Annotated in this window: 23 protein-coding genes; 12 read left to right on the forward strand and 11 right to left on the reverse strand. The window is 63.3% G+C overall.

Translation table 11 applies throughout. The features are described from left to right. Nucleotides 1–13: 13 nt before the first annotated feature. Entirely contained in the window at nucleotides 14–538 is a 525-nt protein-coding gene (locus tag AAFP32_RS15895; protein WP_350269952.1) for an OsmC family protein, read from the reverse strand. Between the two features lie 289 nt (nucleotides 539–827). Here AAFP32_RS15895 and AAFP32_RS15900 point away from each other — a divergent pair, with 289 nt between their 5' ends. Further along, nucleotides 828–1,532 (forward strand): CPBP family intramembrane glutamic endopeptidase, encoded by a 705-nt coding sequence (locus tag AAFP32_RS15900; protein WP_350269953.1) that lies wholly within the window; start codon nucleotides 828–830, stop codon nucleotides 1,530–1,532. A gap of 25 nt (nucleotides 1,533–1,557) precedes the next feature. Here the strand turns inward: AAFP32_RS15900 and AAFP32_RS15905 are convergent, their stop codons facing one another. Further along, on the reverse strand, nucleotides 1,558–2,040 hold the full coding sequence (locus AAFP32_RS15905; RefSeq protein WP_350269954.1) for an Lrp/AsnC family transcriptional regulator: 483 nt from the start codon (nucleotides 2,038–2,040) through the stop codon (nucleotides 1,558–1,560). 143 nt (nucleotides 2,041–2,183) lie between these two features. Here AAFP32_RS15905 and kynU point away from each other — a divergent pair, with 143 nt between their 5' ends. Continuing rightward, entirely contained in the window at nucleotides 2,184–3,467 is a 1,284-nt protein-coding gene (gene kynU, locus AAFP32_RS15910) for a kynureninase (protein WP_350269955.1), read from the forward strand. A gap of 37 nt (nucleotides 3,468–3,504) precedes the next feature. Here kynU and AAFP32_RS15915 read toward each other — a convergent pair whose 3' ends face one another. Further along, nucleotides 3,505–4,779 (reverse strand): MFS transporter, encoded by a 1,275-nt coding sequence (locus AAFP32_RS15915; protein WP_350269956.1) that lies wholly within the window; start codon nucleotides 4,777–4,779, stop codon nucleotides 3,505–3,507. A 230-nt stretch (nucleotides 4,780–5,009) separates the two neighbouring features. Between AAFP32_RS15915 and AAFP32_RS15920 the strand changes: the two genes are divergently transcribed. After that, nucleotides 5,010–5,432 (forward strand): OsmC family protein, encoded by a 423-nt coding sequence (locus AAFP32_RS15920; protein ID WP_101642944.1) that lies wholly within the window; start codon nucleotides 5,010–5,012, stop codon nucleotides 5,430–5,432. 79 nt (nucleotides 5,433–5,511) lie between these two features. Here the strand turns inward: AAFP32_RS15920 and AAFP32_RS15925 are convergent, their stop codons facing one another. From AAFP32_RS15925 to AAFP32_RS15935, 3 genes are all read right to left on the reverse strand, one after another. Continuing rightward, entirely contained in the window at nucleotides 5,512–6,375 is an 864-nt protein-coding gene (locus tag AAFP32_RS15925) for a PPK2 family polyphosphate kinase (RefSeq protein ID WP_101642942.1), read from the reverse strand. A gap of 67 nt (nucleotides 6,376–6,442) precedes the next feature. Further along, on the reverse strand, nucleotides 6,443–7,126 hold the full coding sequence (locus tag AAFP32_RS15930; RefSeq protein ID WP_350269957.1) for a trimeric intracellular cation channel family protein: 684 nt from the start codon (nucleotides 7,124–7,126) through the stop codon (nucleotides 6,443–6,445). Nucleotides 7,127–7,282: 156 nt separating this feature from the next. Then, entirely contained in the window at nucleotides 7,283–7,783 is a 501-nt protein-coding gene (locus AAFP32_RS15935) for an OsmC family protein (RefSeq protein WP_101618854.1), read from the reverse strand. A 124-nt stretch (nucleotides 7,784–7,907) separates the two neighbouring features. Here AAFP32_RS15935 and AAFP32_RS15940 point away from each other — a divergent pair, with 124 nt between their 5' ends. The 7 genes from AAFP32_RS15940 to AAFP32_RS15970 all read left to right on the forward strand — a co-directional run bounded on the left by AAFP32_RS15940 (nucleotide 7,908) and on the right by AAFP32_RS15970 (nucleotide 17,238). Then, nucleotides 7,908–9,524: a molybdopterin-dependent oxidoreductase gene (locus tag AAFP32_RS15940; RefSeq protein WP_350269958.1), complete on the forward strand. Its 1,617-nt coding sequence runs from the start codon at nucleotides 7,908–7,910 to the stop codon at nucleotides 9,522–9,524. 282 nt (nucleotides 9,525–9,806) lie between these two features. Further along, the gene (locus tag AAFP32_RS15945) at nucleotides 9,807–10,484 is read left to right on the forward strand and encodes a fasciclin domain-containing protein (protein WP_350269959.1); all 678 of its coding nucleotides are present in this window, start codon (nucleotides 9,807–9,809) and stop codon (nucleotides 10,482–10,484) included. Nucleotides 10,485–10,614: 130 nt separating this feature from the next. Continuing rightward, nucleotides 10,615–11,244: a sigma-70 family RNA polymerase sigma factor gene (locus AAFP32_RS15950; protein ID WP_350269960.1), complete on the forward strand. Its 630-nt coding sequence runs from the start codon at nucleotides 10,615–10,617 to the stop codon at nucleotides 11,242–11,244. Then, on the forward strand, nucleotides 11,241–12,056 hold the full coding sequence (locus tag AAFP32_RS15955; RefSeq protein ID WP_350269961.1) for an anti-sigma factor: 816 nt from the start codon (nucleotides 11,241–11,243) through the stop codon (nucleotides 12,054–12,056). Before AAFP32_RS15950 ends, AAFP32_RS15955 begins: the two co-directional genes overlap by 4 nt. A 173-nt stretch (nucleotides 12,057–12,229) precedes the next feature. Continuing rightward, nucleotides 12,230–13,681 (forward strand): sensor histidine kinase, encoded by a 1,452-nt coding sequence (locus AAFP32_RS15960; protein ID WP_350269962.1) that lies wholly within the window; start codon nucleotides 12,230–12,232, stop codon nucleotides 13,679–13,681. Between the two features lie 3 nt (nucleotides 13,682–13,684). Then, nucleotides 13,685–14,335: a response regulator gene (locus AAFP32_RS15965; protein ID WP_101642932.1), complete on the forward strand. Its 651-nt coding sequence runs from the start codon at nucleotides 13,685–13,687 to the stop codon at nucleotides 14,333–14,335. 224 nt (nucleotides 14,336–14,559) lie between these two features. Beyond that, nucleotides 14,560–17,238: a helix-turn-helix transcriptional regulator gene (locus tag AAFP32_RS15970; RefSeq protein WP_350269963.1), complete on the forward strand. Its 2,679-nt coding sequence runs from the start codon at nucleotides 14,560–14,562 to the stop codon at nucleotides 17,236–17,238. On the opposite strand, the gene AAFP32_RS15975 is transcribed toward AAFP32_RS15970, so the two are convergent. The 3 genes from AAFP32_RS15975 to AAFP32_RS15985 are packed head-to-tail and all read right to left on the reverse strand — an operon-like array spanning nucleotide 17,210 to nucleotide 22,036. Beyond that, complete coding sequence (locus AAFP32_RS15975; protein ID WP_350269964.1) at nucleotides 17,210–18,127, reverse strand: class C sortase; 918 nt, start codon at nucleotides 18,125–18,127, stop codon at nucleotides 17,210–17,212. The genes AAFP32_RS15970 and AAFP32_RS15975 overlap by 29 nt on opposite strands. Beyond that, the gene (locus tag AAFP32_RS15980; protein WP_350269965.1) at nucleotides 18,124–19,506 is read right to left on the reverse strand and encodes a SpaH/EbpB family LPXTG-anchored major pilin; all 1,383 of its coding nucleotides are present in this window, start codon (nucleotides 19,504–19,506) and stop codon (nucleotides 18,124–18,126) included. The genes AAFP32_RS15975 and AAFP32_RS15980 overlap by 4 nt, the downstream gene beginning before the upstream one ends. Before the next feature lie 10 nt (nucleotides 19,507–19,516). After that, nucleotides 19,517–22,036 carry a SpaA isopeptide-forming pilin-related protein gene (locus AAFP32_RS15985; RefSeq protein ID WP_350269966.1) on the reverse strand — a complete coding sequence of 840 codons (2,520 nt, stop codon included), beginning with the start codon at nucleotides 22,034–22,036 and terminating at the stop codon, nucleotides 19,517–19,519. 373 nt (nucleotides 22,037–22,409) lie between these two features. Between AAFP32_RS15985 and AAFP32_RS15990 the strand changes: the two genes are divergently transcribed. Next, entirely contained in the window at nucleotides 22,410–23,297 is an 888-nt protein-coding gene (locus AAFP32_RS15990) for an ABC transporter ATP-binding protein (RefSeq protein WP_350269967.1), read from the forward strand. Next, nucleotides 23,294–24,463 carry an ABC transporter permease gene (locus AAFP32_RS15995; RefSeq protein WP_350269968.1) on the forward strand — a complete coding sequence of 390 codons (1,170 nt, stop codon included), beginning with the start codon at nucleotides 23,294–23,296 and terminating at the stop codon, nucleotides 24,461–24,463. Before AAFP32_RS15990 ends, AAFP32_RS15995 begins: the two co-directional genes overlap by 4 nt. 28 nt (nucleotides 24,464–24,491) lie before the next feature. Here the strand turns inward: AAFP32_RS15995 and AAFP32_RS16000 are convergent, their stop codons facing one another. Both AAFP32_RS16000 and AAFP32_RS16005 read right to left on the reverse strand, forming a co-directional pair. Beyond that, nucleotides 24,492–25,097, reverse strand: a complete 606-nt coding sequence (locus AAFP32_RS16000) for a response regulator transcription factor (protein ID WP_350269969.1) — start codon at nucleotides 25,095–25,097, stop codon at nucleotides 24,492–24,494. Continuing rightward, the gene (locus AAFP32_RS16005; protein ID WP_350269970.1) at nucleotides 25,094–26,335 is read right to left on the reverse strand and encodes a sensor histidine kinase; all 1,242 of its coding nucleotides are present in this window, start codon (nucleotides 26,333–26,335) and stop codon (nucleotides 25,094–25,096) included. Before AAFP32_RS16005 ends, AAFP32_RS16000 begins: the two co-directional genes overlap by 4 nt. Between the last annotated feature and the right edge of the window lie 41 nt (nucleotides 26,336–26,376).

Below are 26,376 nucleotides of genomic sequence, written 5' to 3' on the forward strand. Positions count from 1 at the left end.
CGACTCGCGCCCGTCAGTTCGTCTTGGTCACGGTGACATCGATGGGTGTCGGGTTCGTGAAGATGTCGAAGACAGGGCAGTGGGCATCGACCGTCGTCTGCAGCTCCTGGTAGGCCTCATCGCTGTCAGGTCCCGTGATGTCCACAATGACGCGAACGGCTGAAAAGCCAGGGCGCACAGCCTCAGCGGCTCCGAAGAGTCCCTGCACGTTGAGGTCGCCCTCTGCTCTGACATCGAGGCTGTCTATCGTCAGCCCCAAGTTGTGCGCGTAGAGCCGGTAGACGACGATCTGGCATGAGATGAGGGCACCCAACGCGTATTCGACGGGGCTCGGGGCCACATCGTCGCCCGCCAGTGGGGCCGGCTCGTCGACGGTGAAAGTGTGGTTTCCGGCCGTTATGACCGAGGACACCGAGCCCTGGGCGCTTCCCTCTGCCGAGAACGTCAGCTGTGCATTCTTCGCCGAGGAGACGATCTGTTCATTCCACGCCTGACCTGCAGAGGTGAGCCGATCGGCACGGTCTCCGGCGCTGATCAAAACGGTCCTACCTGTGTTCGTATCCGTTCCGTATTCTTGGTCGTATCAGCGGTGATGGTCATGGGGACGTCTCCTTCGTTTGAGTGATCCCCAGATTAGGACCACCGGCCTTTCCGGCGAGGGCCACTCGTCAGATTCCGACGCAGTCCGTCATCCACACGAAATGGATTGACGCATTCCGACACGATTCGATCTGGCACCGCTGCTTCCTTCGCCCATCCAGCTGTGCGATGGAATCTCATCCTTCTGGGCGACAACGGCGCTGATCAGCGACTTGTACGGTCGAGATATGCGCGAATCCCCACAGCGAAGGCGGCTGACGACGACAACCCTGCTCATCTCGGCAGGCATGGTCCTAGGAGTCGGTGCTCTCGTCTTCGGCACTGCCGTCGCCATCGGCCTCACTGTTCCGGGAATCCCAGCACATCTCGATACCCTCATCATCGTTGCACTGCTCGTGCAGAGTGTGGGGACGCTGGTTGCTCTGGCGTTCGTTCTGCGCCGCCGCGGACACCGAATATCGACCATTGGCTTCTCCCGTCCCTCTTTGCGCCTCCTCCACCTGCTGTGGCAGATTCCCGCTGCTGTGCTTGTCGTGCTCGGTGCGCAGCTCCTCGTTTTCGCGATCACCGGCTCGGAACCAGTCAGTGACTCATCGACCGATTCGGTCGCCGGGAACGCCGGCTCTGTCGCTGCGATCGTGATGTTCCTCGCCGTCGCGATCATCACCCCGTTCTGGGAGGAACTGTTCTTCCGCGGTGTGATCTTTGGCTATGTGCGCAATCGCCTCGGCGCAGCGGGTGCGGTCACCCTCAGCGCTGTCGTCTTCGCACTGTGCCACGGAGTGCCGATTCTTCTGCCCTATATGCTGGCCCTGGGCCTCTGCCTTGCACTGTTGCGGGCATTCCACGGAAATCTGTGGGGGCCGCTGGGCCTGCACTTGGCGATCAATTCGACTGCGTCTCTCGTGCTCCTGCAAGTCGTCTTCGCTTGAAGTGAATCCTGTGGGACGTCGCAGCCTAAGGCCGGTGATGTCCGAACACGAGGCTGGTTTGGGTGTGGGCGATCGTTGGATCCGAGAGATGCTCATCGATGAAGGCATTCAATCCCGTCGGATGGGCGGTGGCAATGTGCACAAGCAAGTCTCGCTCCCCCGAGACTTGGAAGACGTCGAGGGTCTCTGGGGCCCGGAGCAACCCAGCGATGACCTCGCTCATCTTCGACCGCCCGACTGGAGACATCCGCACCGAGATCATACCGAACACGTGCAGACCGAGAGCTCCGAAGTCGATCTGGGCATGAAACCCGCTGATGATTCCCCGCGACCTCAGGGCGCTGACCCGCCCCGAGCATGTGGAGGCAGCCAATCCCACTCTGCCAGCGAGATCCTTGTTGGAGATCCGGGCATCGGAACTGAGCTCGCGCAGAATCGCCAGGTCCACCTCGGCGAGGTGGGAATCGTTCGATTGAGAACGATGATCGACGATCAATTCCGAATTCACCACAAGAATCACTCCCTATTTCCGCCATCTGTTCGGAATGATTCGATGATATCCGTGATCTGGGTAGTCTGTGAGGAGATTCGCCACCAGCAATGCCGGCCCCACGCACCACCGGCCCATGCCCGACCCGATGAAGGTGACCTATGACGACTCCCGAACACAGCACCCCTCGTGACCGCAGTACCTGTGAACGCCTCGATGCCGAGGATCCGCTGCGCGGGTTCAAGGATGAGTTCATCCTCCCCTCTGACACGATCTACCTCGACGGGAACTCACTCGGCGCCCGAACGAAGGGCGCGGCCGAACGCGCTCAGGAGGTCATCGCCGACGAGTGGGGCGCCGGGCTCATCCGCTCGTGGAACACCGCCGGATGGTTCGATCTGCCGGCGACGCTGGGCGAGAAGGTCGCTGGCATCGTCGGCGGCGGGTCTGGAAGCACAGTTGTCACGGACACTACCTCGATCAACCTGTTCAAGGCTGCGTCGGCCGCGCTGAAGATGCAGGCCGCGGATGCGCCCGGCCGTCGAGTCATTCTCACTCAGCGGGAGAATTTCCCCTCCGATATCTACATGCTGCAGGGGCTGGCCGAGCAGCTGGGTGGTGGCTACGAGGTGCGCCTCGTCGATGACGTCGAGGTGACCGCTGGGTTCCCGAGCACGATGACCGACGAGGTGGCTCTCGTCGTCCTGACCCACGTGAACTACCGCACGGGCCGGCTCTTCGACATGACCACTACCACCTCTGCGATCCATGACGGTGGGGGCATGGTGATCTGGGACCTGTGCCATTCGGCGGGTGCCCTGGAGATCGACCTGGCCGGGTCGGGTGCGGACATGGCCATCGGGTGCACGTACAAGTTCCTCAACGGAGGGCCAGGCTCTCCCGCTTTCATCTGGGTCTGTGAAGCACTGCAGAACCGTTTCACACAGCCGCTCTCTGGTTGGTGGGGGCATGCGAAGCCCTTCGAGATGTCGCCGGACTATGCTCCGGCCGAAGGCATTCGCCGGTATCTGACCGGCACGCAGGGCGTCATCTCAATGTCGGTGGCCGAGCTGGGCCTCGACATCGCCAACAGGGTCGATATGGCCGCGGTGCGGCGGAAGTCCCTGCAGCTGTCCGACTTCTTCATCGAGCTCGTCGAATCTCGCCTGGCCGAGCACCCTGTCGAGCTCGTCACCCCGCGTGAGCACTCCCACCGCGGCTCACAGGTCTCCATTAGGCACCCCGAGGGCTTCGCGATCATGAGTGCGCTCATCGAACGTGGAATCATCGGCGACTATCGCGAACCTGAGGTTCTGCGCTTCGGTCTGACCCCGCTCTACCTCGGCTTCACCGATGTCTGGGACACCGTCGAAGCCCTGCGCGACATCCTCGACAACCGGATCTGGGACGCCCCTGCGCACAAGGTCCGCGGCGCAGTCACCTGAGCGGCGTACCCCAAAACCCTGTCGGCGGCCCCACTCCTCAACCGACGCGTCGCCCGCGTCCGGCCAGGACATACGCACCAATCCCGAGCGCGCCGATGGCCAGGACGGAACCGCCGATCGTCACGGCCTGTGGGATCGTGGCGATCGTGCCGAGGACCCCGACGGTCACTCCGGAGAAGGTCTGCATGCCGGGGCCGAACATCGAGTAGGACCCGATGACGCGTCCACGGATCTCAGGTGGCGCCTCGAGCTGGATGATCGCCATCTGCGTCGCCTCAGCGGTGATCTTGCAGACTCCAGCGAGGACGAGGACAGTCAGCGCCAGCCACAGATGTGAGGCTAGAGCGAAGACGATCGAGCTCGCGCCCAGGCCGGTGGCGGCCACCGCTGCCGCCGCGGGTGTCGGTCGCACCCAGCCTGTGGCCTCGAGGAAGAACCCGCCGAGCACGCCTCCGGCTCCGAGGGCGAAGAGCAGCAGCCCGTAGGTGAAGTCGCTGTCCCCGCCAGGGCCGGTGAAGATGCCTCCGAAGACCGGCATCGCGGTCTGCAGGACGGCCCCGATCGTGATCGAGGCGAGCGCTGCGAGCAGCAGCATGCTGATGATCGAACGATTGTGGCGGACGTCGGCGAGGACCCGCAGCGAGGCCAAAAGGGTGGTTCGCGTGGTTCGCGGACTCCCGCTCCTCGTGTGGCCGGTGAAGGGTGTGCGCATGAGGAAAATCGTCAGCGGCAGGTAGAAGACGACGTTGATGAAGATGCCCCAGGTCGGGCCGAATGACAGCAGGAGCGCAGACCCGACGACGGGACCGAACAAGATGCCGAGGCTGCGGAAAGTAGCATTGATGCGCACCGCACTGGGCAGTTCGCTGCGTCCGGCGAAGTCGTAGAGCATCATCTGCTCGGCGGGGCCCCATAGGCATCCGGCCAGTCCGTGGATGATCAGCAGCACGCACGCCTGCCACAGCTGGAGCGAATCGGTGAGGAACAGGACACCCCAGCACAGGGACACGAACATGAACAGGCCCTGCCCGATCTGGATCAGGCGCCTGCAGTCGAAGCGTTCCGCCAGGGATCCGGCGTAGACGGACAGCAGCAGGAACGGCAGCCAGTGGCTGATGAGTTGGAACCCGACAAGGGCCGGTGATTCGAATTTCTGCCACAGCACCCAGTAGGTGATGACGTGTTCGATGTTGTCGCCCATCATCGCCATCCCGGACCCGACCAGGTACGGTGCCGTCGCCCAGCTCCGCAGCACGCCGAAGCGGCGGGGGCGCCGGGCGCTCTGGGACGAATCATCGCGTGTCGTGCTCACCCGGACCATTTTGGCACCTCGTGCACAACTGCCACTGCCGTTTCCTGCACTCGAGCGCCATCGCCGGACAAGGTCGTCTCACACACGAACCTCTGCTGGAGCTTCGAATCCGGACCCGGACGAAGCGCTCGAGTGCAGGAATCAGCAGTCGTCGACTTCACCGCGCCATGATTTCGCCGAGGTCGGGCAACCGGTGCGCGATCCACCCGGTTTCCTGACATCATGGGTCTATGAGCGAAGACACCCGCAGCATCGAACTGACCAGAATCGCAGAGAACCACTACCGGGCCACCGCGCCGAGCGGGGCGAGCATCGAATTCGGCCGCGGCGAGGGCCTGATGACTCCTGTCGAGCTGCTGCTCGCAGCCGTCGCCGGGTGCTCGTCCATCGACGTCGACACTGTAACCAGCAGGCACACCGAGCCGACGCGCTTCGATGTCTCGGCCACGGCCGACAAGATCGACGAGGACGGTGCTTCCCGAGTGGACAACGTCCACCTCGACTTCGACCTCGCCTTCCCCGATGACGAGGATGGCCGCAAGGCCGATGCCCGCATCGAGAAGCTCGTCGGCCTCTCTCATGACAAGTACTGCACTGTGTCCCGGACTGTCGAGCAGGAGACGAAGGTCGACTTCAGCATCCGCCGCGACTGAACCTTATGTGACCAGCGCTGACTGAGGCTGACTTTCACCACCGGCCACGGCTGAACTCCACCGTCGCCGGGGCGGTAACTCAGCTTTCGGCCAGTCGTTCCCGTTCGATTTCGATGTCGAAGTCTGCGCCCGGCCACTGCGGGTCGATGGTCCGCAGCGCATTCAGCAGAAGTCGCTGGATCGCCAGACGCGCATACCATTTCCTGTTCCCGGGCACGACGTACCAGGGTGCGATCTCGGTCGAGGTGGCCTCGAACACCGCCTGATACGCCTTCATGTAGTCGGGCCACAGGAGGCGTTCGTCGACATCACTCGGGTTGTACTTCCAGTACTTGTCGGGGCGGTCCAAGCGCTCCATGAGCCTGTCCTTCTGCTCATCGGGGGAGATGTGGAGCATAACCTTGATGATGCGCACACCCGCCTCGGCGAGTTCTGCCTCGAAGGCGTTGATGGCTTTGTAACGACGTCCGATCTCTTTGCCGTCGGCAAGCCCGCGGACTTTGGCGATGAGCACATCTTCGTAGTGGGAGCGATCGAAGACGCCGATCATGCCGGGACCAGGCACGCGTGGCCGGATACGCCACAGGAAATCGTGGGCGAGCTCCTTCTTCGTCGGCGCTTTGAACGATGCGAGCTCAACACCCTGCGGATCGACGGAGCCGACGACGTGGCGCACGATTCCGCCCTTGCCCGCTGTGTCCATCGCTTGGAGGACGAGGAGGACCGCTGGCCCCGACTCCTCATCATGGTGGGCCGCGAACAGTCGCTCCTGGAGGTCAGCGAGCTCGGGAACGCTGGTTTTCAGGTCCTGACGTCCGGATTTCTTGTTGCCATCGTAGCCAGGGGTCGACTTCGGATCAACATCGTCGAGTCGAAATCCTTCCCCTGCCCGCAGCAGCGGTTGAGGATCGTCGGTCCAACTCTGCGTTGTCTTTTCGCTCATGCGTACATCTTTGCAGGCAGGAGGGTCAGCGTCTATATCTTTGGTGGCCGCTGCAGGCTCTGCGTCCTCAGTCGGGCTTCCTGAACACGGACGGCAGCCTCTTCATCCTCTTCGGCGTCTCCCGGTACGACCACTGCCGCATCGGCTGCGGTACCCGCCACTGCAGCTTCCAGGCCAGCATGCGAAAGACGAATGCCAGTGCGGCGATGATCAGCGAGACCACTCCGCCCAGGAAGTTCGTCGCATCGGCGATGAGCGTGACTCCCGCTCCGAAGAGTGCGGGAATGAGGTAGAGGTCTGTACCGCGGAAGATCGCCGGATCCTCACTGGCCACGGCATCACGCATGAGGCCCCCGCCGCAGGCCGTGAGTGCACCCATGAGCAGCGCTGCAGGATAGTTCGCACCCGCACCGAGGGCGATCGTTGTGCCGGTGACGCTGAAGATGGCGAGCCCGATCGCATCGAAGGTGACAATCCAGATCCGAGCACGCGAAATGTGCTTGCCGATGAGGTAGATCAGCAGTGTGGCGATGAGCGGCGGCGCCAGATAGATCGGCTGACCGAGCGCGTTCGGAACTCGATCGAGGAGGACGTCGCGGATCATGCCTCCGCCGATGCCCGTCATCAGTCCAAGCACCAGACCACCGGTGATGTCGAAGCCCCGGCGGGCGGCCAAGAGGACGCCGGAGACCGCGAAGACGAAGGTGCCGGTGAGGTCGAGTGCGAGGAAGACTGCTTCCTGAACGTCCACGACTGTTCCCCTTCCGGCCCGTCAACGACTCTCCGCACACCACACGATGCCTGGTCAGCACTGCGGAGACCAGGCACGCACTCGGTGCGCGGTCACTGCTGCGGCAACGGTCACTACTGTTATATCAGTGCGCCGAGGCGGCGGCGAGCGCCGCGTTCAGCTGAGCTGGAAGTTGTCGGGGTTCTTGTAATCCTCGATCTCGACAATCGGGCTGCCCTGCCCCTTGAGCAGCTTCGAGATGGGGCATCTGGCGTGAGCTCGGCCCGCGTATTTCTCCGCATCGTCGGCGGAGACGCCTTCGATGGAGATGTAGGCCCGGGGCTCGAAATAGAATCCCCCGGCGGCATCCCCGTGCAGGTCGACCTCGACGCGGACGCGGGACAGGGTTTCGACCTCATTGACGGACAGCACCACTTTGAGGGTCTCGCCGAGGCAGGTGCTCCACGCCATGGCGAGGAACTGCTCCGGGTTGTTCCCCCGATCAGCGTGTGAGGTGGGTGCCGTCGCGAGCGTCTTTCCGTCTTCGACTCGCACTTCGCCCGAGGTCCCGCCGAGGTTCTCGACCTTGGCCGTATAGATGGGGGCACTTGCACTTCTTGGTTCGTCCGAGTCTCCGCTTGGCGCCTGCGGCTCGGCGTATCCTGGGTTCTCAGTCATTGCACTATGCTACGTCAGCTTGATGACAAGTTCACTGGCAAATTCGTGAATACGATGAGGCACAGGGGCGAATCTTCGCACCCGGGCCACCCATCCGAATCGCCTCCTGCTCCGAATATCTGGCATGAGAAGACCATTTCGCGCCGCCCTTGCTGGGATCGTTGCCACCCTTGTCCTGTTCGGTGCCGCTGACCTGATCGCCCGCGCGTTCGGTCCGCAGTCGGCGCCTCTGCTGGCGCTGGGTCAGACGATCATTCCGCTCACCCCCACCGAAATCGTCAAACCTGTCATCGACCTCTTCGGCACCAATGACAAGCTCTTCCTCATCCTCACCACAGGTTTCGCAGCGTTGGTCCTCGGCGGGCTCATCGGCTGGCTGGCCTCCCACCGGCCCCGCCTGGCGACCGTGCTCCTGTTCGCGGCCGGACTGGCTCCCATCCTCGCCATTCTCATCCGCCCCGAGTCCAGTGTCCTCGACATCATCCCGACGCTCATCGGACTCGTCCTGGGCATGACCGTCTTCCGTGTCCTCATCAGCTCCGCAACGAGCCGGACTGTGACCGGAACAACGCCCGCAGCTGCCAGGAAGTTCCCTGCAGCGACCCGCCCCGCTCGCTCGTCCACACCCGGACCCTCCCCATCCGACACGACCGAGACGCCGGCCGCAGAGCCATCTCGGCGCCGCTTCTTCGCCATCACCGGCATCATCGGGGCGGCGGGGGCCGCTGCCGTGGCGGCAGGACAGACCGTTGCCTCATTGACTCTGGATGCCGGTGCGGCAGTGGCCAAACTGGTTCTGCCGACACCTGCCAAGAAGGCTCCACCGATTCCCGCCGCAGCACATCCTGATGTCGAGGGCTTGGCCCCCTTCGTCACGGATCCCAAGGACTTCTACCGCATCGACACGGCGCTGGCTCCCCCTGTCATCGACCCTCAGGAATGGTCCTTGCGGATCCACGGCATGGTCGAGTCGGAGGTGACTCTGACGATGGACGATCTGCTCGACCTTCCTCTCGACGAGCATCACATCACACTCACCTGCGTCTCCAACCCGGTCGGGGGCGACCTCGTCGGCAATGCCACTTGGTTGGGCTACCCGGTGCGTGAGCTGCTGCGCCAAGCAAAACCCCACAAGGACGCAGACATGGTCCTCTCCCATTCCATCGACGGCTTCTCGGCCTCGACCCCGATCGAAGCCCTGACCGATGACCGCGATTCCCTGCTGGCCGTGGGAATGAACGGCAGCCCGCTTCCTCCCGAGCACGGCTTTCCAGCCCGCCTCGTCGTTCCCGGACTGTACGGATTCGTCTCAGCCACGAAATGGGTCACCGAACTCGAGGTCACCCGCTTCGATGAGAAGACCGCCTATTGGACCGATCGAGGGTGGGATGCCAGGGCACCCATTCTCGTCGCGTCCAGAGTCGAAGTGCCGAAGCCGCTGGCCAAGGTGCCGGCAGGCGATGTGGCCGTCGCTGGCACGGCATGGGCGCAGCAGAGCGGTATCAAGCGAGTCGATGTGAAACTCGACGACGGGGAGTGGACTTCGGCCGAACTCGGCGATGAGGTCAATATCGACACCTGGCGCCAGTGGAAGACGGGATTCAGCGACGTTGATGCAGGATTGCACACCGTCACGGTCCGTGCGATCGACCAGGACGGAAACGTCCAGACTCCGGAGCGCAGGAAGTCCATCCCCAATTCCGCGACCGGTCACCACCACATCCAGTTCAGTGTTGAGTAGAGCGATCCTCAGTCCGGCCACAGCACGAACGTGCTCGCCGCACTCGCGGCCAGGCAGAGCCCCCAGCACCGCGGACCCAGACTCCCCATGTAGGCGGAGCCTGGGGCCGCTCCCGTCGAACCGATCGGCACTCGGAAAAATATCGAAGAAAATCTGAGTTTCACCCATCCAGGACCGCGGGGGCTGCGAATACCAGGTACACAGCGAGCAATGAAGGCAACTTCAGAGCTGTGCGCTGATACGCACCACCGTTGATGCACCACCTCAATTAGGAGAAGAACGATGAAAACGCTGCTTCGCAATCGCACCACCACCATCCTCGCCGCCGGCGCTATCGGCCTCATGGCTCTGAGCGGCTGCTCAGACATGGGCTCCGACTCCAAATCCGGTGATACCGAGACCCAGTCCAGCGATACCGCCGAAAGCGGCGACGCGCCCGAGGAGTCAGGCGACGCTGCCATGGCCGGCGGAGATCTCGTCGGGCCCGATTGCGCGGCCTACGCCGAAGCCAATCCTGACGGCGGCGGATCTGTCGAAGGAATGGCCCAGGACCCGGTCGCCACAGCAGCGTCGAACAACCCGATGCTCAAGACCCTGACCAAGGCTGTTTCGGGCGAGCTCAATCCTGATGTCGACCTCGTCGACACCCTCAACGGTGGCGAGTTCACCGTCATCGCACCCACCGATGATGCCTTTGCCGACGTGCCCAAGGACGACCTGGACGCACTGGCCAAGGACTCGGACATGCTGACCAAGGTTCTGACGTACCACGTCATCCCAGGACAGCTGTCCCCCGACGAGATCGCCGGTGAGCACGAGACCGTCGAAGGCTCGAAGGTGACGATCTCCGGCGAGGGCGACGACCTCAAGTTCGACGATGCCGGTCTGGTCTGCGGCGGAGTCGCAACCTCGAATGCCACCGTGTACATGGTCGACAGCGTGATGATGCCCTCTAAGTGACATCAGGGCTTCACAGGGCAGTGGCCAAGGACCGACTCCGAGGACTCGGATCGGGCCTTGGCCACCACCTTTTTCATACGATGCGTGGACAACTGAAGAATAGAAGCCGATCGAATGACATGATTGGTCAATGAGTTCAGATGATCCTTCGGCTCCAGGCCATAGACCCCCGGGAAATGATGCCCGAGCGTCTGACGGCACCGTCACCACAGCAGCAGACCCGAGCAGCGACCAGCTGCTCAGGATCGCCACCGGTGATAGGTCCGCTTTCGAAGAACTCTTCGTGGCACAATCCCGAATCCTCATGGCCGTGATCCTGCGGATCGTGAGAAGCCAGTCACTCGCCGAGGAGGTGCTCCAGGAATGCTTCACCGAAGTGTGGACTCGGTGCTCCGGGTTCGACCCACAGCTCGGGACAGGCAGGGCATGGCTGATCACACTGTGCCGCAGGAGAGCCATCGACTGCGTACGCAGTGTGCAGGCCCAGCAGAACCGCGACTACGCCGACGGCCTGAGGTCGTCGGCGGACGAAGGCGAGCAGGTCGAGCAGACGGTCATCGATCGATCCGAGTCGGACAGAACCGTCACGGCATTGAAGATCCTTCACGAGGACCAGGCACAACCCATCGTCATGGCCTTCTACCAGGGCCTGACCCACGCTGAGATTTCACAGAATCTCAAGGTGCCCCTCGGTACCATCAAGTCACGAATCAGAGACGGAATGAAGAAGCTGCGAGAAGAGTTGGAGGCAAGTCGATGAACACCGATCGTGACTATCTTGCTGCCGGCCTGGCACTGGGCGGACTCAGCGACTCGGAGCTGTCCGAGGCACAGACTCTCGCAGACACCGACGCCGGCTTCCGGTCCGAGGTCGCAGCATATGCCGACACCATGGCACTCATGGCCGAATCCGATGCAGCGGTGACCGATATGTCTGCTGCGGATGCACCACAGTCCGTCAGCGCGGCTACCCGGGATGCAATCCTCGGCATCCCGAGCATGCATGCGCAGGAAGACACCACGCCCCAGCCGCACGCTGATTCAGACACTCATTCGCACGGCCGAGCACACGAGGAATCACCACCTCCTCCAGCTGACCTTGCTGAGCACCGCAGGAAGCGCCGCCCCTGGATTTCGATGGCCGCCGCCGCTGCCGCAGTCGTGGTCGCTGCCGGCGTCGGGGTGAATTCCTGGCAGAAGCAGAACGAACTGGAAGACGACCTGGCGGCAACGCAGCAGCAGCTCGATGAGACATCGAAGCTGATGCAGGCAAGCGATATGCGCACGGACACTGCCGAGCTTCCCGACGGCGGCTCAGTCACAGTGGTGTCATCCGAGAGCGAGCAGCTCATCCACGTAAGCTCCACAGGCGTCGAGGCCGAGTCAGGCAAGTCCCTGCAGATGTGGGTGATCGGCGACGAGGGCCCCGAGAGCGCAGGGCTGATGACCGAGGCTACGGCGAATATCGACGACCGACGCTTCGCTGCCGGCAACCTGTTCGGCATCACTGTCGAGCCGGAGGGCGGATCCGAACAGCCGACGAGCGACCCAGTGGCGGCAGTCGAACTGTAGAGACGTCCACTGATGCTCTGCAAGGAATGACCGGCTCCAGGCAGACTGTCTGCCTGGAGCCGGTCGCATCTCGGTACGCTCACGGCTCGTCCGCCCCCGGTCGGAGACATCGCGCCTCCCGCTCCCCACACGGCCGGATGTCGAAGGCCCGTCCGAGTGTCTAAGCTTGAGGAATGGCAGAGAAACCGGCATCGCTGAGACCCACGCGCGGCGATGTGTATCTGGTGCTCGCGCTGGCCGGGGCTTCGATGGTCTTTGCAATCCTGTACAACACGACGGCCTACTGGCCCTTCAAGGGTCCGCTGTGGCTGATCTGCCTGGCATCCGTGCTTGTCACCGTGCCGCTGCTCTACCGACGACGCTATCCCAGCCAAGTCGCCTGGATTCAGGCCACTATCTTCGTCACTGCGCAGTTCTTGGCCATCATGGAGCCCGGGGTCACTCAGATCATCTTGTTCATGGGCCTCTATTCGGTCGGCGCGTGGCAGAGCAATCGCAGAGCGGCATTCGTCTCTCGTCTTCTACTGTGCGTGGGGATCTTCGTCTACCTGCTCATATCGATGGCCCTGCAGTTCGAGGCGATCGGAGACATGACCGTCCTGCAGTTCGCGGCGGGTTCGGCAGTCTCCTTCCTCATCAACGTGGCATTCTTCGGCGGCGCCTGGCTCTTCGGCAACCGCGCCTGGAACCAACGCCGGCTCATGGACGAGCTGCGCACCGCCAACGCCGAGGTCCGCTGCCAGGAACAGAAGCTGACCCGGCAGGCACTCGACCTCGAGCGGGTGCGCATCGCCCGCGAACTCCATGACGGCATCGCCCACCACATCACCGGCGTCGGCATCCATGCTGCCGCCGCCCGGCGCAGTCTTGAGAAGAATCCCGACAAGGCACGAGAGTCGCTGAAAACCATAGAATCCTCGACCCGAGAAACCGTCGACGAACTGCGCGCTCTCGTCTACACGCTTCGGGACACCGACGACTTGAGCACTGCCGAGCACAATGCAAAGGGCAACCCCAGCCTCGGCGACATTCCCGAACTCATCGATGTCTCACGTCGATCGGGGCAGCGGATCGAAGTCCTCACAATCGGCCAGCCGCGCCCGCTGACACCGATTACGGAGATGTCGATCTACCGCGTGATCCAGGAATCCCTGACCAACTGTCGACGCTATGCGGGCTCGTACGCCGAGGTGGAGGTGCGTCTGCGTTACGGGGCGTCCGAACTCGAGATCGAGATCAGTGACTCCCGATCCCCCGGACCGCCTCGCAAGGAACCGCAGTTTGATCCCGAACCTTCAGCCGACTCAGCACCCGAGCCGGCCCTCGAGTCAGATGACGAGCGTTCTGGGGACGTTCGAACCCCGAAACACACTGGCCTGGGCCTGGGAATCGTCGGCATGCGCGAACGGATGAGCGCCTTGGGCGGTACCCTCGACGCCGGCCCGAAATCCCGTGGCGGATGGCTCGTTCGGGCACAGATTCCATACCCTCAGAACATCACAGACTCGGAGAGTGCCGCTCTCCCCGGCGCTGACGCCGATGCCGACAGCAGTACCGCTCCGACTGCATCCACCACGCCAAGCACCACCGCTTCCTCCACCACCGAGTCCACAGCAAAGGCCTGAACAGTGATCCGAGTCCTCCTCGTCGACGACCAGTCGATGGTCCGCACCGGCTTTCGCACGATTCTCGAAAGCGAGGACGGCATCACCGTCGTCGGTGAGGCGGAGAACGGACAGGTCGCGATCGACCGTGCGCTCGATCTCGCCCCCGACGTCATCTGCATGGACGTTCAGATGCCCGTCATGGACGGACTCGAGGCCACTGCAGAGATCGTTCGCCGAGGTGCGGCCGGAGCGGTCCTCATGCTCACCACCTTCGACCGTGACGACTTCCTGTTCCAAGCGCTGGCAGCGGGCGCCAGCGGGTTCCTGCTCAAGACTGCCGAGGCGGAGCAGCTCATCGAGGCGGTCACCGCACTGGCGGGCGGCGACGGACTCCTCTCCCCCGAGGTGACCCGACGCGTCATCGAACGCTCCGTCCGCAGTCCCGAGACCACGACAGCCACAGCCCCCGCGCTCGAACTCCTCACCGACCGAGAACTCGAAGTCCTCCACCTCGTTGCAGCCGGGCTGAGCAATGCCGAGATCGCGGGCACGCTCTTCGTCGGCGAGGCCACCGTGAAGACTCATGTCTCCAATCTGCTGACTAAGCTCGACATCCGCGACCGCATCCACGTCGTCATCTTCGCCTACGAGAATGGGATCGTCGAGAAGTGAGCTGTCCGGCATCTCGGATTGCCGAAAGCTCGCACGAACTAATGGCCAACTTTCGACACGTTTCGAAAATTCACTTACAACGGGTATAACCTATTTGCAGGCTGCGAGACGACCCCCGGTCTCACTGCCCGTTGCCCCACCCCCGTTGCACGTTCGATCCTCCAACACTGCCGATTCAGCTATCGCGGGCACGGCCCGCCGCTGATTGAAAGGGTTGCGCCTGAATGCACAGCACAGAAGACCCCTCACCCACCCACCGTGAGTACGACCATCTCGTCCACCTGACGGCCACCCGTCGTCGCGAATCCCAGCAGATCGTTGACTTCCTGCACACCGGAAGGTCCGTCATCGTCGTCTGCCTGACCGGCGATGGAACCCTGGACTTCGCCAGGTCGCTGGCGACCACACTCGGACAGCCACAGCACTCCATGCTGCGTGTGACCGCCCACACCACCGTTGCCGAGGTCGAGGAGTTCACCGACCCTGTGAAATTGGACGGCGGCCCCCGCATCATCTGCGGCGCCCACCTGCTCCCACCCGAGGCCGGACCGATCATCGACCGTGACCTTCACGTCTCGCGAGTGCCCATCGCCTACCTCGTCGACGGGGACAGACTGCGCACCGTCAGCCGAGACGGCAACGGACCACTCAGTCAGATCGCGGCCAGTTGGAGCAGCGGGGAACTCGAGCGGGTCGACCTGGCACGATTGACCGGCAGTGAATCGCTGGCGCTGGTGACCGGATTGGCGGGCACCGTACCGCTGGATGACCTTCAGCTGCGCACCCTGGCGGCGCTGTCGGCCGGGCGTCCACTGATTGCCGCCGATCTCGTTACGTGGGCAGCGGAGTCTCCGCACAAGGTCCCACAGCGTTATCCCCACGCCAGCGTCGACACCCCGCCCTTTGGTCACCGAACACTGTCGCGGCTGGCGGCCCAGTATCCGCACCTGCATACGGACACACTCGTCGCTGCTCGCCGGCTCGGTGCCATCAGCCCCCTGCCCGTGTCCACCGCCAAGCTGCTCTTCGGCGACACGGTCATCGCTCGCCTCATCGACCTGAGACTGGCACGGGAGCTCGAAGTCACCGGCCAACCTTCGGTCGCGGTATCGCCGCTTCACGTCTCGGCGATCGACGGCGCGCGCCTCGGCGAAGCGAACGAAGAAGAGGACAGGAAGTTTCGCGCCAAGCTGGAGACGATGTGGCGGGCGGGCTATCCCGTCGGTGAGGTTGCCGCCATCAGCCTGGCCCGAGACGTCATCAACGATGGTCGCGAGCTCAACCGGTCTCGAGTTCGGCTGCTGCTCGCAGCGGCCCGATCTCTCAACCGCCTCGGCGATCCGATGGAAGCCGCGGTGATGCTCCTGACAGTCGAGGATGCGGTCCGGGACGATCCCTCTTTGCTCATCGAGTGGGAGCTGCAATCTATCACGGTCCGACTGGTCAGCGGCGACCGTGAGGGCGCAGTGAAACTGATCCGGGCCGGCGTCGACCACGGCCCCATGGGATGTGAACACAGACCGGACTACCTCGAGCTGCTCTTCGTCGCGGCCGCGGCACTCGCTTCGGACGCCGAACTCCCACAGTGGTGGACAGATTTCCTGCGGGACGTAGTCGACCCGCTGGTACCCGGAATTGCGAACCTCGTCTCCTCCTTCACCGGCAGTGTGGTGACCCGAGTCGAGGACGTCGGATCGGTCCTCGAATCTCCGCAGGCATCACCGGCACTTCGGCTGGCTGCTCTGGCGGCCATATGTCAGCATCACCTGAAGAACGATGACGACGATGGTCTGATCTCCGCCGTCGCGTCGGGATTCGACCTCATCACCGAGATCACCGCAGGCCGGTCATGGGCCCTGGATGACTTCACCTTCACAATGGCCTGGTACTTCACCGTCGGAGCCACCGTCAACTGCCTCCTCGCCGGAGTCGAACACGAACGATCTGAACTCACCGCACGCCGGTTGCTAGAAGCGGCGTGCGGGGCATCGGCTCACAGCGGATGGCAGCTGACGGCCATGACCGCCTGGTGCATCGGAATTCTGCGCTTGCTCGAAGGCGAGATCGACAGTGCGGCACGTGATTACGAGGCATTTTCGGCAGCGGTCAATCCGGCGCTGTTGGCCGTCGGCTGGGGCTTGCGCGACACGGTCGGCCGCTGGCAGCGCAGTCGTGCCCCATATTTTCACCTGCCTGCCGACGACGACAGGTCGAGGACACAGGGATACCGCCTCCACGATGGTCTGACGGCGTTCCTCCTCGGCCCGGGATCGACGCCCGCCGGCGAGTCACCAATATGGCTGCGCACCATCCTCACCCATGCTCGGTTCCTCGACGGCACCATCACCGCAGCACAGGCGAGCGCATCTCTGCGCAGGGACCCCGATATCGATCTGCCTGGACCGCGAGCAGCCCGCAGGCATGTTGATGCAGCGGATGCTGAGGAGCCCGAGGCGCTCCTTGCTGCTGGCCGCGAACTGCAGCAGGCCGGATACTTGGGAGCCGCTCGTCACGCCTTCAGGCAGGCTCGTGCTCTGTTCCTCGGCGACCGGATGAGTGCCCGCGCCAGAGTCGCCGGGGAGGCACTGGACGCCCTGCAGACCAGAGCCTCGATGACACCTGAGGACCCACGACCCACGACCGACTCATCGGTGACATCGACCGAGGCCTCGCCCGCCGTAACGCTGACGCAACGGGAGCTCGAGATCTGCCGACTGGTGGCCGAGGGACTGACGAACGTGCAGATCAGCCAGAGGCTCGTCCTGTCGGTGCGCACCGTCGAATCCCATGTCCTCCAGGCAAGGGCGAAGCTCGGGGCAGAGCGCAGGCGCGACATCCCCATGAAGATGCTCAAGCTCCGCGACGCCGGCCGGATCAATGCCGCGCACCGCCCGAAGAGGTGAGTCTCACCGGTCTCCCGGACCACCACACGTAGATACCCGCTGCGATCAGCCCCGCTGCCATGATGACGATCCACCAGGGGAAGCCAGGAAGATCGGGTTCGGCTGTGCCGGACTCGAGATCGGCTGCCGGAGTCGGGAACACGCGTTCTGCTGTGATGAGGATGCGCTGCGAATTGATGCCCAACGGTGTGCAGGTGACGAGTGTGACGAGGTCCTTCCCGATGACCGGCTGCAGTGATTCGGTCTCATCGGGCTCGACGACCTGAGTGCGCACCACCTGGTAGGCGAGCACCTGCCCGAAGGTCGTCAACGTGAACATGTCGCCCTTGGTCACCTTGTCCAGGTGGGTGAACATGGTGGCATCCGCCAGACCGCGGTGGCCGGTGATGACCGAATGGGTGTCTTCTCCCCCGACCGGCAGGCTTGTGCCCTCAAGGTGCCCCAGGCCCTTGAGCAGGGTCTCATCACTCGTGCCGTGGTAGACGGGCAGATCGAGTTTGATCGACTGAATCCGCAGCCGGGTCATGACTCCAGTGCTGCCGTCGTCAAGCACCTCATCGTAGGCAGGGGCGCCGTTGGACGCAGTGCCGCTGCCCGAGGGCAGGCGATGGTTCGATTCGAGCTGTGCTCCCGACTGCAGAGCGTCGTTGTACTCATGTGCGAGTTCGAGCTGTTCGGCGTCCTCGCCTCGATCGGGCTCAGCGACGCTCGCCGAGTCACCGATGATCCTCGACTGGTCCAGCTGGGAGAACCAGGCCGCGGCGCTGGGATAGGTCCAGATGCCCAGCCCTGTCAGGGCGATCAGCGCGATGACCAACGCGAACACGGGGACGCGCCAGCGGCGCCCGTCTGCCGACGGGCGCCGCGTGCGTTCAGGCGAGTGTGTCACACCTGGTTCTTGCGGCGGTTGGCCACAACGATGGCTGCACCACCGGCGATGAGCATCAGTCCGATGCCGGCGATCATCGCGAGCATCTTTCCATCAGCACCGGTCAGCGGCAGGTCCGGGTGACCCTGCTGAGTGTTCTCGAAGTCGAAGACGACTGCGTCGCTGGTCGAACCTGCCTCGACGGTGACAGGGTTGACCGAATCGTCGAGGACGTAACCTGCAGGAGCCTTGGTCTCCTTGATCCAGTACTCCTGGGTCGTGTCGTCATTATTACCGACCCAGAGGGTGATCGAGGCGGTGCCGTCGGCCTCGGTCGTCAGATTTCCAACGAGTTTGGTGGCATCGGCATCCGAGTAGATCGCGAACTCCGCACCGGCAAGGGTGTTCGACTTGTCGCCCTTGGCAGACTTGTGGATCGTCAGCGAGCCCCAGTTCGAACTGACCGCTGGCGTCTCGGCACCGGAGTCGTTGACGTTGACCAGCGCCGTGTTCTCGATCGTTCCGTCACCCTGACTTGTCACCTTCGTGGTGATCGTGGCGACGACGTCGTTGCCGGCCTTGAGCTTCTTCAGCCCGGCGGTGGTGAAGGTGATCTTCACTGTGCCATTGGATTCGGTGACCTGGTAGTCAGTGTCAGGGGTGAAGCCGGCCAACGAAGCCGACTGGTATGTCAGTCGAGGGTCCAGCTTGTCCGTGATGACGAAGGACGTGTAGCCGTGGTTGGCACGAGGAACGGGTGCTGTGATCGTCCAGTCGACGATCGAGTCGAGCACGGGCGCTGACGGGTTCGCAACGGTCTTGGTGGGCGTCGTGTCGTTGACCGAGTTCTTCGGGTAGACATTGACGTCGTAGATCCACTTGCCGTTGTCCTGCGAAAGCGGCAGGGTGACGAGGAACGGAGCGGTCGTCGAGGTGGCGTTGGCCGGCGGGCTCGACTCTGTGACGAGGTAGAGGCCCAGCGGCAGTCCGCCGAAGGTCGCCAGTCCGTTGCCGTCGGTCGTCTTCGTTGCCTTGTCAGCTGTGGTGAAGCCGCCATCGGTGATGTCCGAGGCCTGCAACCCGGAGATCGCGTCCCAGCCTTCGGGCGTGGTCAGGTCGATCGCCTGTCCGCCCTTCTCTGTGACCTGCTCGACCGTGAATCCGGCGCCGGCCAGCGGCTTGCCCAGTCCCGAGGTGTCGCTGATGACGGATCCGTCACCGCCGTCCGTTCCTTCGCTGCCATCGAACTTGTGGACGATGATCGATCCGGACTTGCTCGCATCGATGTTGCCCACGTTGTCAGTGGCCTGCGCCGTGCCGGCCACCCCAAGGAGGCTCAGTGCCGATACTGCCGCCACAGCGGTCAGACGCCGCCACAGACCCAGTTTCCTGCTTTTCATGTTTTCCCTTTCAGTTCTTCCGGTTCCTGCGGCGCAGGCCCTTGAGAAGTGCTCCCACACCACCTGCGGTCAGCAATGCTGCTCCGCCGACGATGAAAATCTGGCTTCCGGTTCCACCTGTGAGCGGCAATGCCACGGGCGGCTTCTGCTCATTGGTGAACGATCCGATCGACTGCCTGAGCTCATCGTCAGATCCGGACACCGTGAACGTATGTGGTGTGTCATCGAGGATGTAGCCCGCCGGGGCGGATTTCTCGACGAGCGCGTAGTCGCCCCATTTGAGACCGCTGACAGCGAACTTGCCCTCTGCCGGGTCCTTGTCAGGACCGGTGCATTTGTCCGCCGAGGCGGCCGTGCAGTCCTCGACCTCAACTGCTGTTCCGTCAGGGCCGGTCATCGTCCACACAGATCCCTTGAGTGCGCTTCCGCCTTCGTCGGTCTTCTTCCAGGTGACGTTTCCAGTCTTCGCGGTATTGGTGATCGTGCAGGTCACCGAGTCACCGGCCTTGAGCGTCACCGAGTCGGTCTTGACCGTGTTCTTCGGTCCGCAGTCCCAATCCGAGGCTTCGTAGCCTTCCGGTCCATCGAGCTCCGAGAGCTTGTAGTCACCGGCCTTGACCCTGACGTCGGTGACGGCTTTGGTGCCGGTCTTGCCTGCGACGGTTTTATCGCCGGTAGCCTTGTCACCGACAGCCTTCAGTGTCCAGTCGGTGTCCTTTGCCGTACCGGCGGCGTCCTTGTTGTCGACCTTCTTGACCAGCGTCAGCGAGGTGTCCTCGACCTTGTTGAGGTAGGTGCAGTCGACGGCGTCACCGGGTTTGATGCCCGTGAGATTCGTACTCTTCTCGTTGTCGAGCTTCTTCGTGTCCTTGGTCCCGTCGAGATGGGTCACCCCGCAGGAGCCGGAGGCGAATTCGAAGCCATCCTGCTGAGTCTCCGAAACAGCGATCGTCGCCCGACCCGTTGTCTTGTCGAACTTCAGTGCCCACTTCGCGTCGCCGCTGCTGTTGGTCTTCTGCGTCGCTGCGGTGGGCGCCTGAGTGATGCCACCGGTCGTGGCAGTGGCTTTCGCACCAACAGTCCAGTCCTTGCCCGGCTTGACGTTCTTGCCATCTTCGTCGGCAACGTCCTTGTGGATCGAGACGTTGGCAGTCAAAGGCGAGTTCGTGATCGTGCAGACGACGGCCTCGCCGAGGTTCGGAATGGTCACGGTGCCTGAGGTGCCCTCGCCCGATGCTCCGCTGATCGGCGTGTCATCGACCGTGCACGAATATTTGCTGGCGTAGTCATCGAGGTTCGCTCCGGCCGCACCGGCTTCGGAGAACTTGATGGTCGCCCCGCGCTTGGCCGGCTGAGGTCCGACGATCTCCTTCTGCAGGCCAGTGGCACTGCCTGTTGTCGTCGCTGTACCTAAGTCGGTGCTGCCCTGCTTGAGCGACAGGGTGAACTGGTCAGAGGCCTTGGCGCGCCCGCCGCTCACGTCTTTCCGCAGCGCGATGGTGGCAGGCGATGAGCACGATGCGAGGTCGCTGCTCGACCAGGCGCCGGAGGCGAAATCTGCAGAGTTCGACCAATCAGGCATGTCATAGGTCTTGATCGTCGAACCGGTTCCCAGATAGGCCCGCCCGCTGGCGTCAAATGCCACGCCGTTGACATCGGTGTTGGTCGTATATGTTCCCGAAGGAGAAGCCTTGATCTCTCCTCCGGCGCCTGCAGCCAAGTCCGCCTTCGTGACAGAGAAGACAGTGGTCGTATTGCTGGAACCGCGGACAACGAAGAGGTTGCCTTGCGAATCGAATGCCATGTCACCGTTGGCCCTTCCGCCTGAGCCCATACTGGTGTCAACCGAACCCTTGAACGAGATGCTCTTCGAGCCTGAGTTATAGACATAGACGTTGAATCTCGAACCGGAGCTGGTGAACCCGCCGAAGTAGTAGAGACTGCTGTCGAGGTCGACGGCTCCACCGATGAATTGGATGCTGCTGTCTGTCCGTTCTGCACCCGTGGTGGACCACGTGCCGCTCGACGTGTCGAACTGATAGATTTCGACGGTCTGTGCAGAATCAGTCCGCTCGTAGGCGTAGTTCGGTGACCCGATTTTTCCGATCCCGAGGCCGTTGAATGATGTCACTGGCACGTCGCGATACCGCCATCCGAAAATCGTCCAATAGCGCTCTTGCTTGGTGGCCGAATCACCGACTGCGACTCCCGAATTCTTCGTCACTTTCCGCATCTGACCGGAACTCGAGACCGAGTACACAGTCCCCGGTTCGCAGGTCATCGAGACGGCACCCGCAGCGGCACGTGCTGCTTCGGGAGCCTTCGTTCCAGGTGCCGAAGTTGCTGGAGCCTTCGTTTCGGGAGCTTTCGTCGCCGGTGGTGACGTCGCCGGAGCCGACGTTGCGGGAGCCGAGGTAGCGGCATGCGCGGGCTCGGCCGGCAGCAGCACGATACCCATACCTGCCAGGATCATGACCAATGCGGTCAACGCAGCCCATACAGAGCGCACACGCAATCGTGCCAGCGGCATACATTCCTCATTCCAGTTCCAAACGATCTCGCTCGCGTTGCCTCACATTCCTGTACGCACGCACGGCAGCATGCGGGCTGCAGACAGGCAGAGGAATTGAAGAGCAGAGCTTGATGAACTTCTTAAGACTAGGAAGTTGAATACGTAGAGACATTGCTGAGAACCGCCTCTTCAGCAATAGACCAGTAGTCGGGCTCGGCTTCGACCACCCTGTCTCTTACTACTCAGTAATTGCGACTTCAACTACCAGTAATTCCGGTTACATACGTGCGTTGTGCTGGCTGCGCCCGTCCGCCACCTCCCCCACAACGGTGAGCAGAAGATCGCCCGAACGGCTGATCCGCATAGCCTCGGCACCGCATAGCGTTGAACCATGATCACCTTGGACTCAATTTCGCGCAGCTTCGGCGCCAAGCAGGTTCTCCACGACCTCAGCTTCAGCATCGGTGAAGGCCGGATGACAGGTTTCGTCGGCTCCAACGGTTCCGGCAAGACGACGACCATGCGCATCCTCCTCGGCGTCCTGGCCCCGGACTCCGGTCGCATCACCGTCGACGGAGAAGACATCACACCTGCACACCGCAGTGCGATCGGGTACATGCCCGAAGAGCGCGGCCTCTACCCGAAGATGCCGATCATCGACCAGCTCATCTACCTTGCTCGCTTCCACGGCCTCAGCCGCCATTCGGCCCGTCGCCGCGGGCTCGAACTCCTTGACCAGCTCGATCTGGGCGGCAAACCCAGCGACAACCTCGAAGCCGTCAGCCTGGGCAATCAGCAGAAGGTGCAGATCGCGGCCGCACTCATCCACCGTCCGCGGGCCCTCGTCCTCGACGAACCCTTCTCCGGACTCGACCCGGTTGCCGTCGAACGCACCCTCGAGGTGCTCAAGGACTTCGCCGATACCGGGGCGCCCGTCCTCTTCTCCAGTCACCAGCTCGACCTGGTCGAACGCCTCGTCGACGACCTCGTCATCATCGAGGGCGGTCGGCTCGTGGCCAACGGCACCGCCGCTGAGCTGCGCAGTCAACGCAGCAGTCCCGAGTGGATTCTGCAGACCGACGCGGACATGGGTTGGGTGCGCGAGATCCCCGACATCACCGTCGTCGAGTTCGACGGCAACTGGGTGCGCTTCGCCGCACCGAACCCCGATATCGCCGAGGCTGTGCTGCACCAGGCCATCACCGTGTCCTCCGTGAAATCCTTCGCCCCGCACACCGTCGCCCTCAACCGACTCTTCCAGGAGGTCACGCAGGCATGAGCACCCAACAGGATTTGAACTCTTCCGATACGGACGCCCCGAAGAAGTCCGGGTTGGCAACGACTGCTCAGACACGGCGCGCGAGCTTCACCACGGCCATCGGTCTCGTCATCGAACGAGAGATCATGGTCCGCCTGAAGTCGAAGGCGTTCATGGTCTCGACGTTGCTGAGCATCGTCCTCTTCGGGGCGCTCGTGGCAGTGTCGGGGGCGTTGCCCTCACTGTTCTCCTCCACGGACGAGGTGGCGGTCACCTCGGCGGGGGCGAAGGCCGTTCAGGGAATCGACGGCATCGAACTCGTCTCCGTGGACAGCGTGGATGAGGCTAAGGCCCTGGTGACGTCCGAGGAGGTCGCGGCCGCAGTCGTCGACGACCCTCAGTCCCCGGTCGGTGTCACCGTCATCGCCGAACGCTCCGCACCCGATTCGCTGACGGGCGCGCTCAGCCAGGTGCCGACCGTTGAACTTCTCGACCCGGATGCCCCGGATCCGGGACTGACGTACCTCATCGGGCTGGGGCTCGGGCTCGTGTTCTTCATGTCGGCAGTGACCTTCGGGACAACCATCGCCTCTTCGGTGGTGGAGGAGAAGCAATCAAGGATCGTCGAGATCCTGCTCGCATCCACCTCGGCGAAGGTGCTGATGTTCGGCAAGGTTCTCGCGTGTTCGATCCTCGCCTTCGCACAGATCGGCCTGACCGCGCTGTCCGTCCTCATCGGTGCCGCCATCAGTGGAAACGACCTGGTCCTCGGCAAGGTCACGGAACCGATCGCCTGGTTCATCCCGCTCTTCGTCGTCGGCTTCGTCATGATCGCCTCCCTCTACGCCGCGGCCGCCTCGATGGTCTCCAGGGCTGAGGATCTGGGCTCGACGAGCTCTCCGATCATGATGCTCATCTTCCTGCCCTATATGGCGGTCATCCTCTTCTCGTCCAACGAGACGGTGATGGCAGTGATGTCCTATATTCCGATCTCCGCTGCGGTCGCGGTTCCGATGCGCGTCTTCCTCGGCACCATCGAATGGTGGGAGCCGTTGGTGTCGCTGCTCATTCTCGCGGTCACCACCGTCCTGGCGCTCCTGTTGGCCACCCGCATCTTCGAACGCTCCATCCTGCAGTCGGGCCCGAAGATGACATGGAAGCAAGCACTGAGCCACTCGAAGGGCTGAGGTCGCCCGCCACCGGCTACCCGAAGAGTCACAGCCAGCCGTTGTCGCGGGCGATGCGCGCGGCATCGGCGCGGTTGCGGGCGTCGGTCTTGCCGATCGCTGCCGACAGCCGGTTACGCACGGTGCCTGTCGAGAGGAAGAGCGCGGAGGCGAGCTCCTCGACGCTGCCCCCGTCGGCTGCCGCTCGGAGGACGTCGGTCTCCCGCTCGGTCAGCGGGGACCGGCCGCGCACGGTTGATTCGACGACGAGTTCGGGGTCGATGACCTGCAGGCCTGCCATCACCCGTCGGATCCCGTCGGCCAAGTGCTCGACCGGAGCATCCTTGACCATGAACCCGCCGATACCGGCGTCCATGGCTCTCCTCACCCACCCTGGCCGCCCATATGTGGTGACGATGATGACCTTGATCTGGGGAAACTCCGTACGCAGCGCGACTGCGACCTCGAGCCCGTCGAGGCCGGGCATGTCCACGTCGAGCAGAGCGACGTCGGGCTGGCGGCCTCGGACGGCGGGCAGAACCTCGTCGCCGCGAGCACATTGCTCGATGACTTCGAGGTCCGTTTCCAGCCCGAGAAGGGCGGCGAGCGCCTCGCGAACCATGGTCTGATCGTCGGCGACGAGAAGTGTGATCATCGGTCGGCCTCCTGCTCATTCGCCGAGGTGGTGGCACGGGAATCGTGTGAGGCGTCGGTGCCCTCCCGGCAGATGGTGAGCACGAAGTCGTAGTCGGTCTTCTGGGTTCGCAACGACGCACCGACCGACTTCGCCCGCTCGGCCAGTCCGCGCAGACCGGAACCGGCACCCATCTCGGCGAGGTCGGTGGGTTGTCCGAGGCTGTCGTTGCGGATCACGATCCGTTTCGGTTCGAGGCTGATGCTGGCATGACGAGCTCGGGCATGACGGAGGATGTTCGTGCTGGCCTCACGCACGGTCCACGCGAAGAGCTCGCGCAGGTCAGCATCGACGCTATCCACCGAGGTGGGAGCCTCGACCTCGATGTCGGCGGCGCGCAGGTCCCGGGTGGCGGCGACGAGCTCGCCTGCCAGCGAGATCGTCCGCGTGCCTTGCACGGTCGTGCGCACATCGGCCAGGGCTGATCGGGCGAGCTGTTCGATCTCCGTGATGTGCTTCGCCGCCTCAGGGGCGCCGGCGGCCTGGAGCTTTGCGGCCAGCTGGGCCTTGAGTGCGATGACCGTGAGCGAGTGGCCGAGCACGTCGTGGACGTCCCGGGACACCCTCAGCCTTTCGGCTTCGTGCTCGAGCCGACGATTCTCCTCCTCTGCAGCACGCGCTGCGCGCGCACGGTCGGCGGCCATGATCGCCATGACCATCGCGAAGCTCGAGATCGAGATGCCGAAGGTGGTGGCGTAATCGTGGGTCCAGCCGGGTACGAAACGCTGGGCCACCTCGGCGATGACAATCGTCAGAGCGCCCACGATCAGTCCCGGAATCGCCCGCCGGAGCATGATGACGATGATGACCGAGATGTGGGCGAGGAATGACAGCCCGGCCTCGCCGATGAGAGCAGTGACGATGAGGGCGATAATGACCATCGCGACGAGGCAGACGACGAGCGAGAACCGTCTGCGACCGACCGTCGCTCCGGTTCTCCGGCGCATTGCGAGGGCCCACTTCGGGCCTACGTCATGGGCGAGGCTGCCGAGGGTGAGTCCGCTGACCCACATGGCCAGGTAGAAGACCGCGGCGAAGAGGACCGTCAGGCCCGCCCCCCAGTACCGGGCGGCGCCGCTCTGGTCCCACGCCCCTGTCAGCGGGTAGACGAGGAAGACCATCCAGATGGCAGGGAAGAACCATCTGATGAAGGGAAGCCGCACCGGAGTCGATTCTGCGGTACTCGAATCTGCACTCACTGCGACTTCCCTCCTCGGCTGCTGATGCCTTTCACCGTCAA

Origin of the sequence: Brevibacterium sp. CBA3109 (assembly GCF_040256645.1) — a bacterium.
Classification (GTDB): Bacteria; Actinomycetota; Actinomycetes; order Actinomycetales; family Brevibacteriaceae; genus Brevibacterium; species Brevibacterium koreense.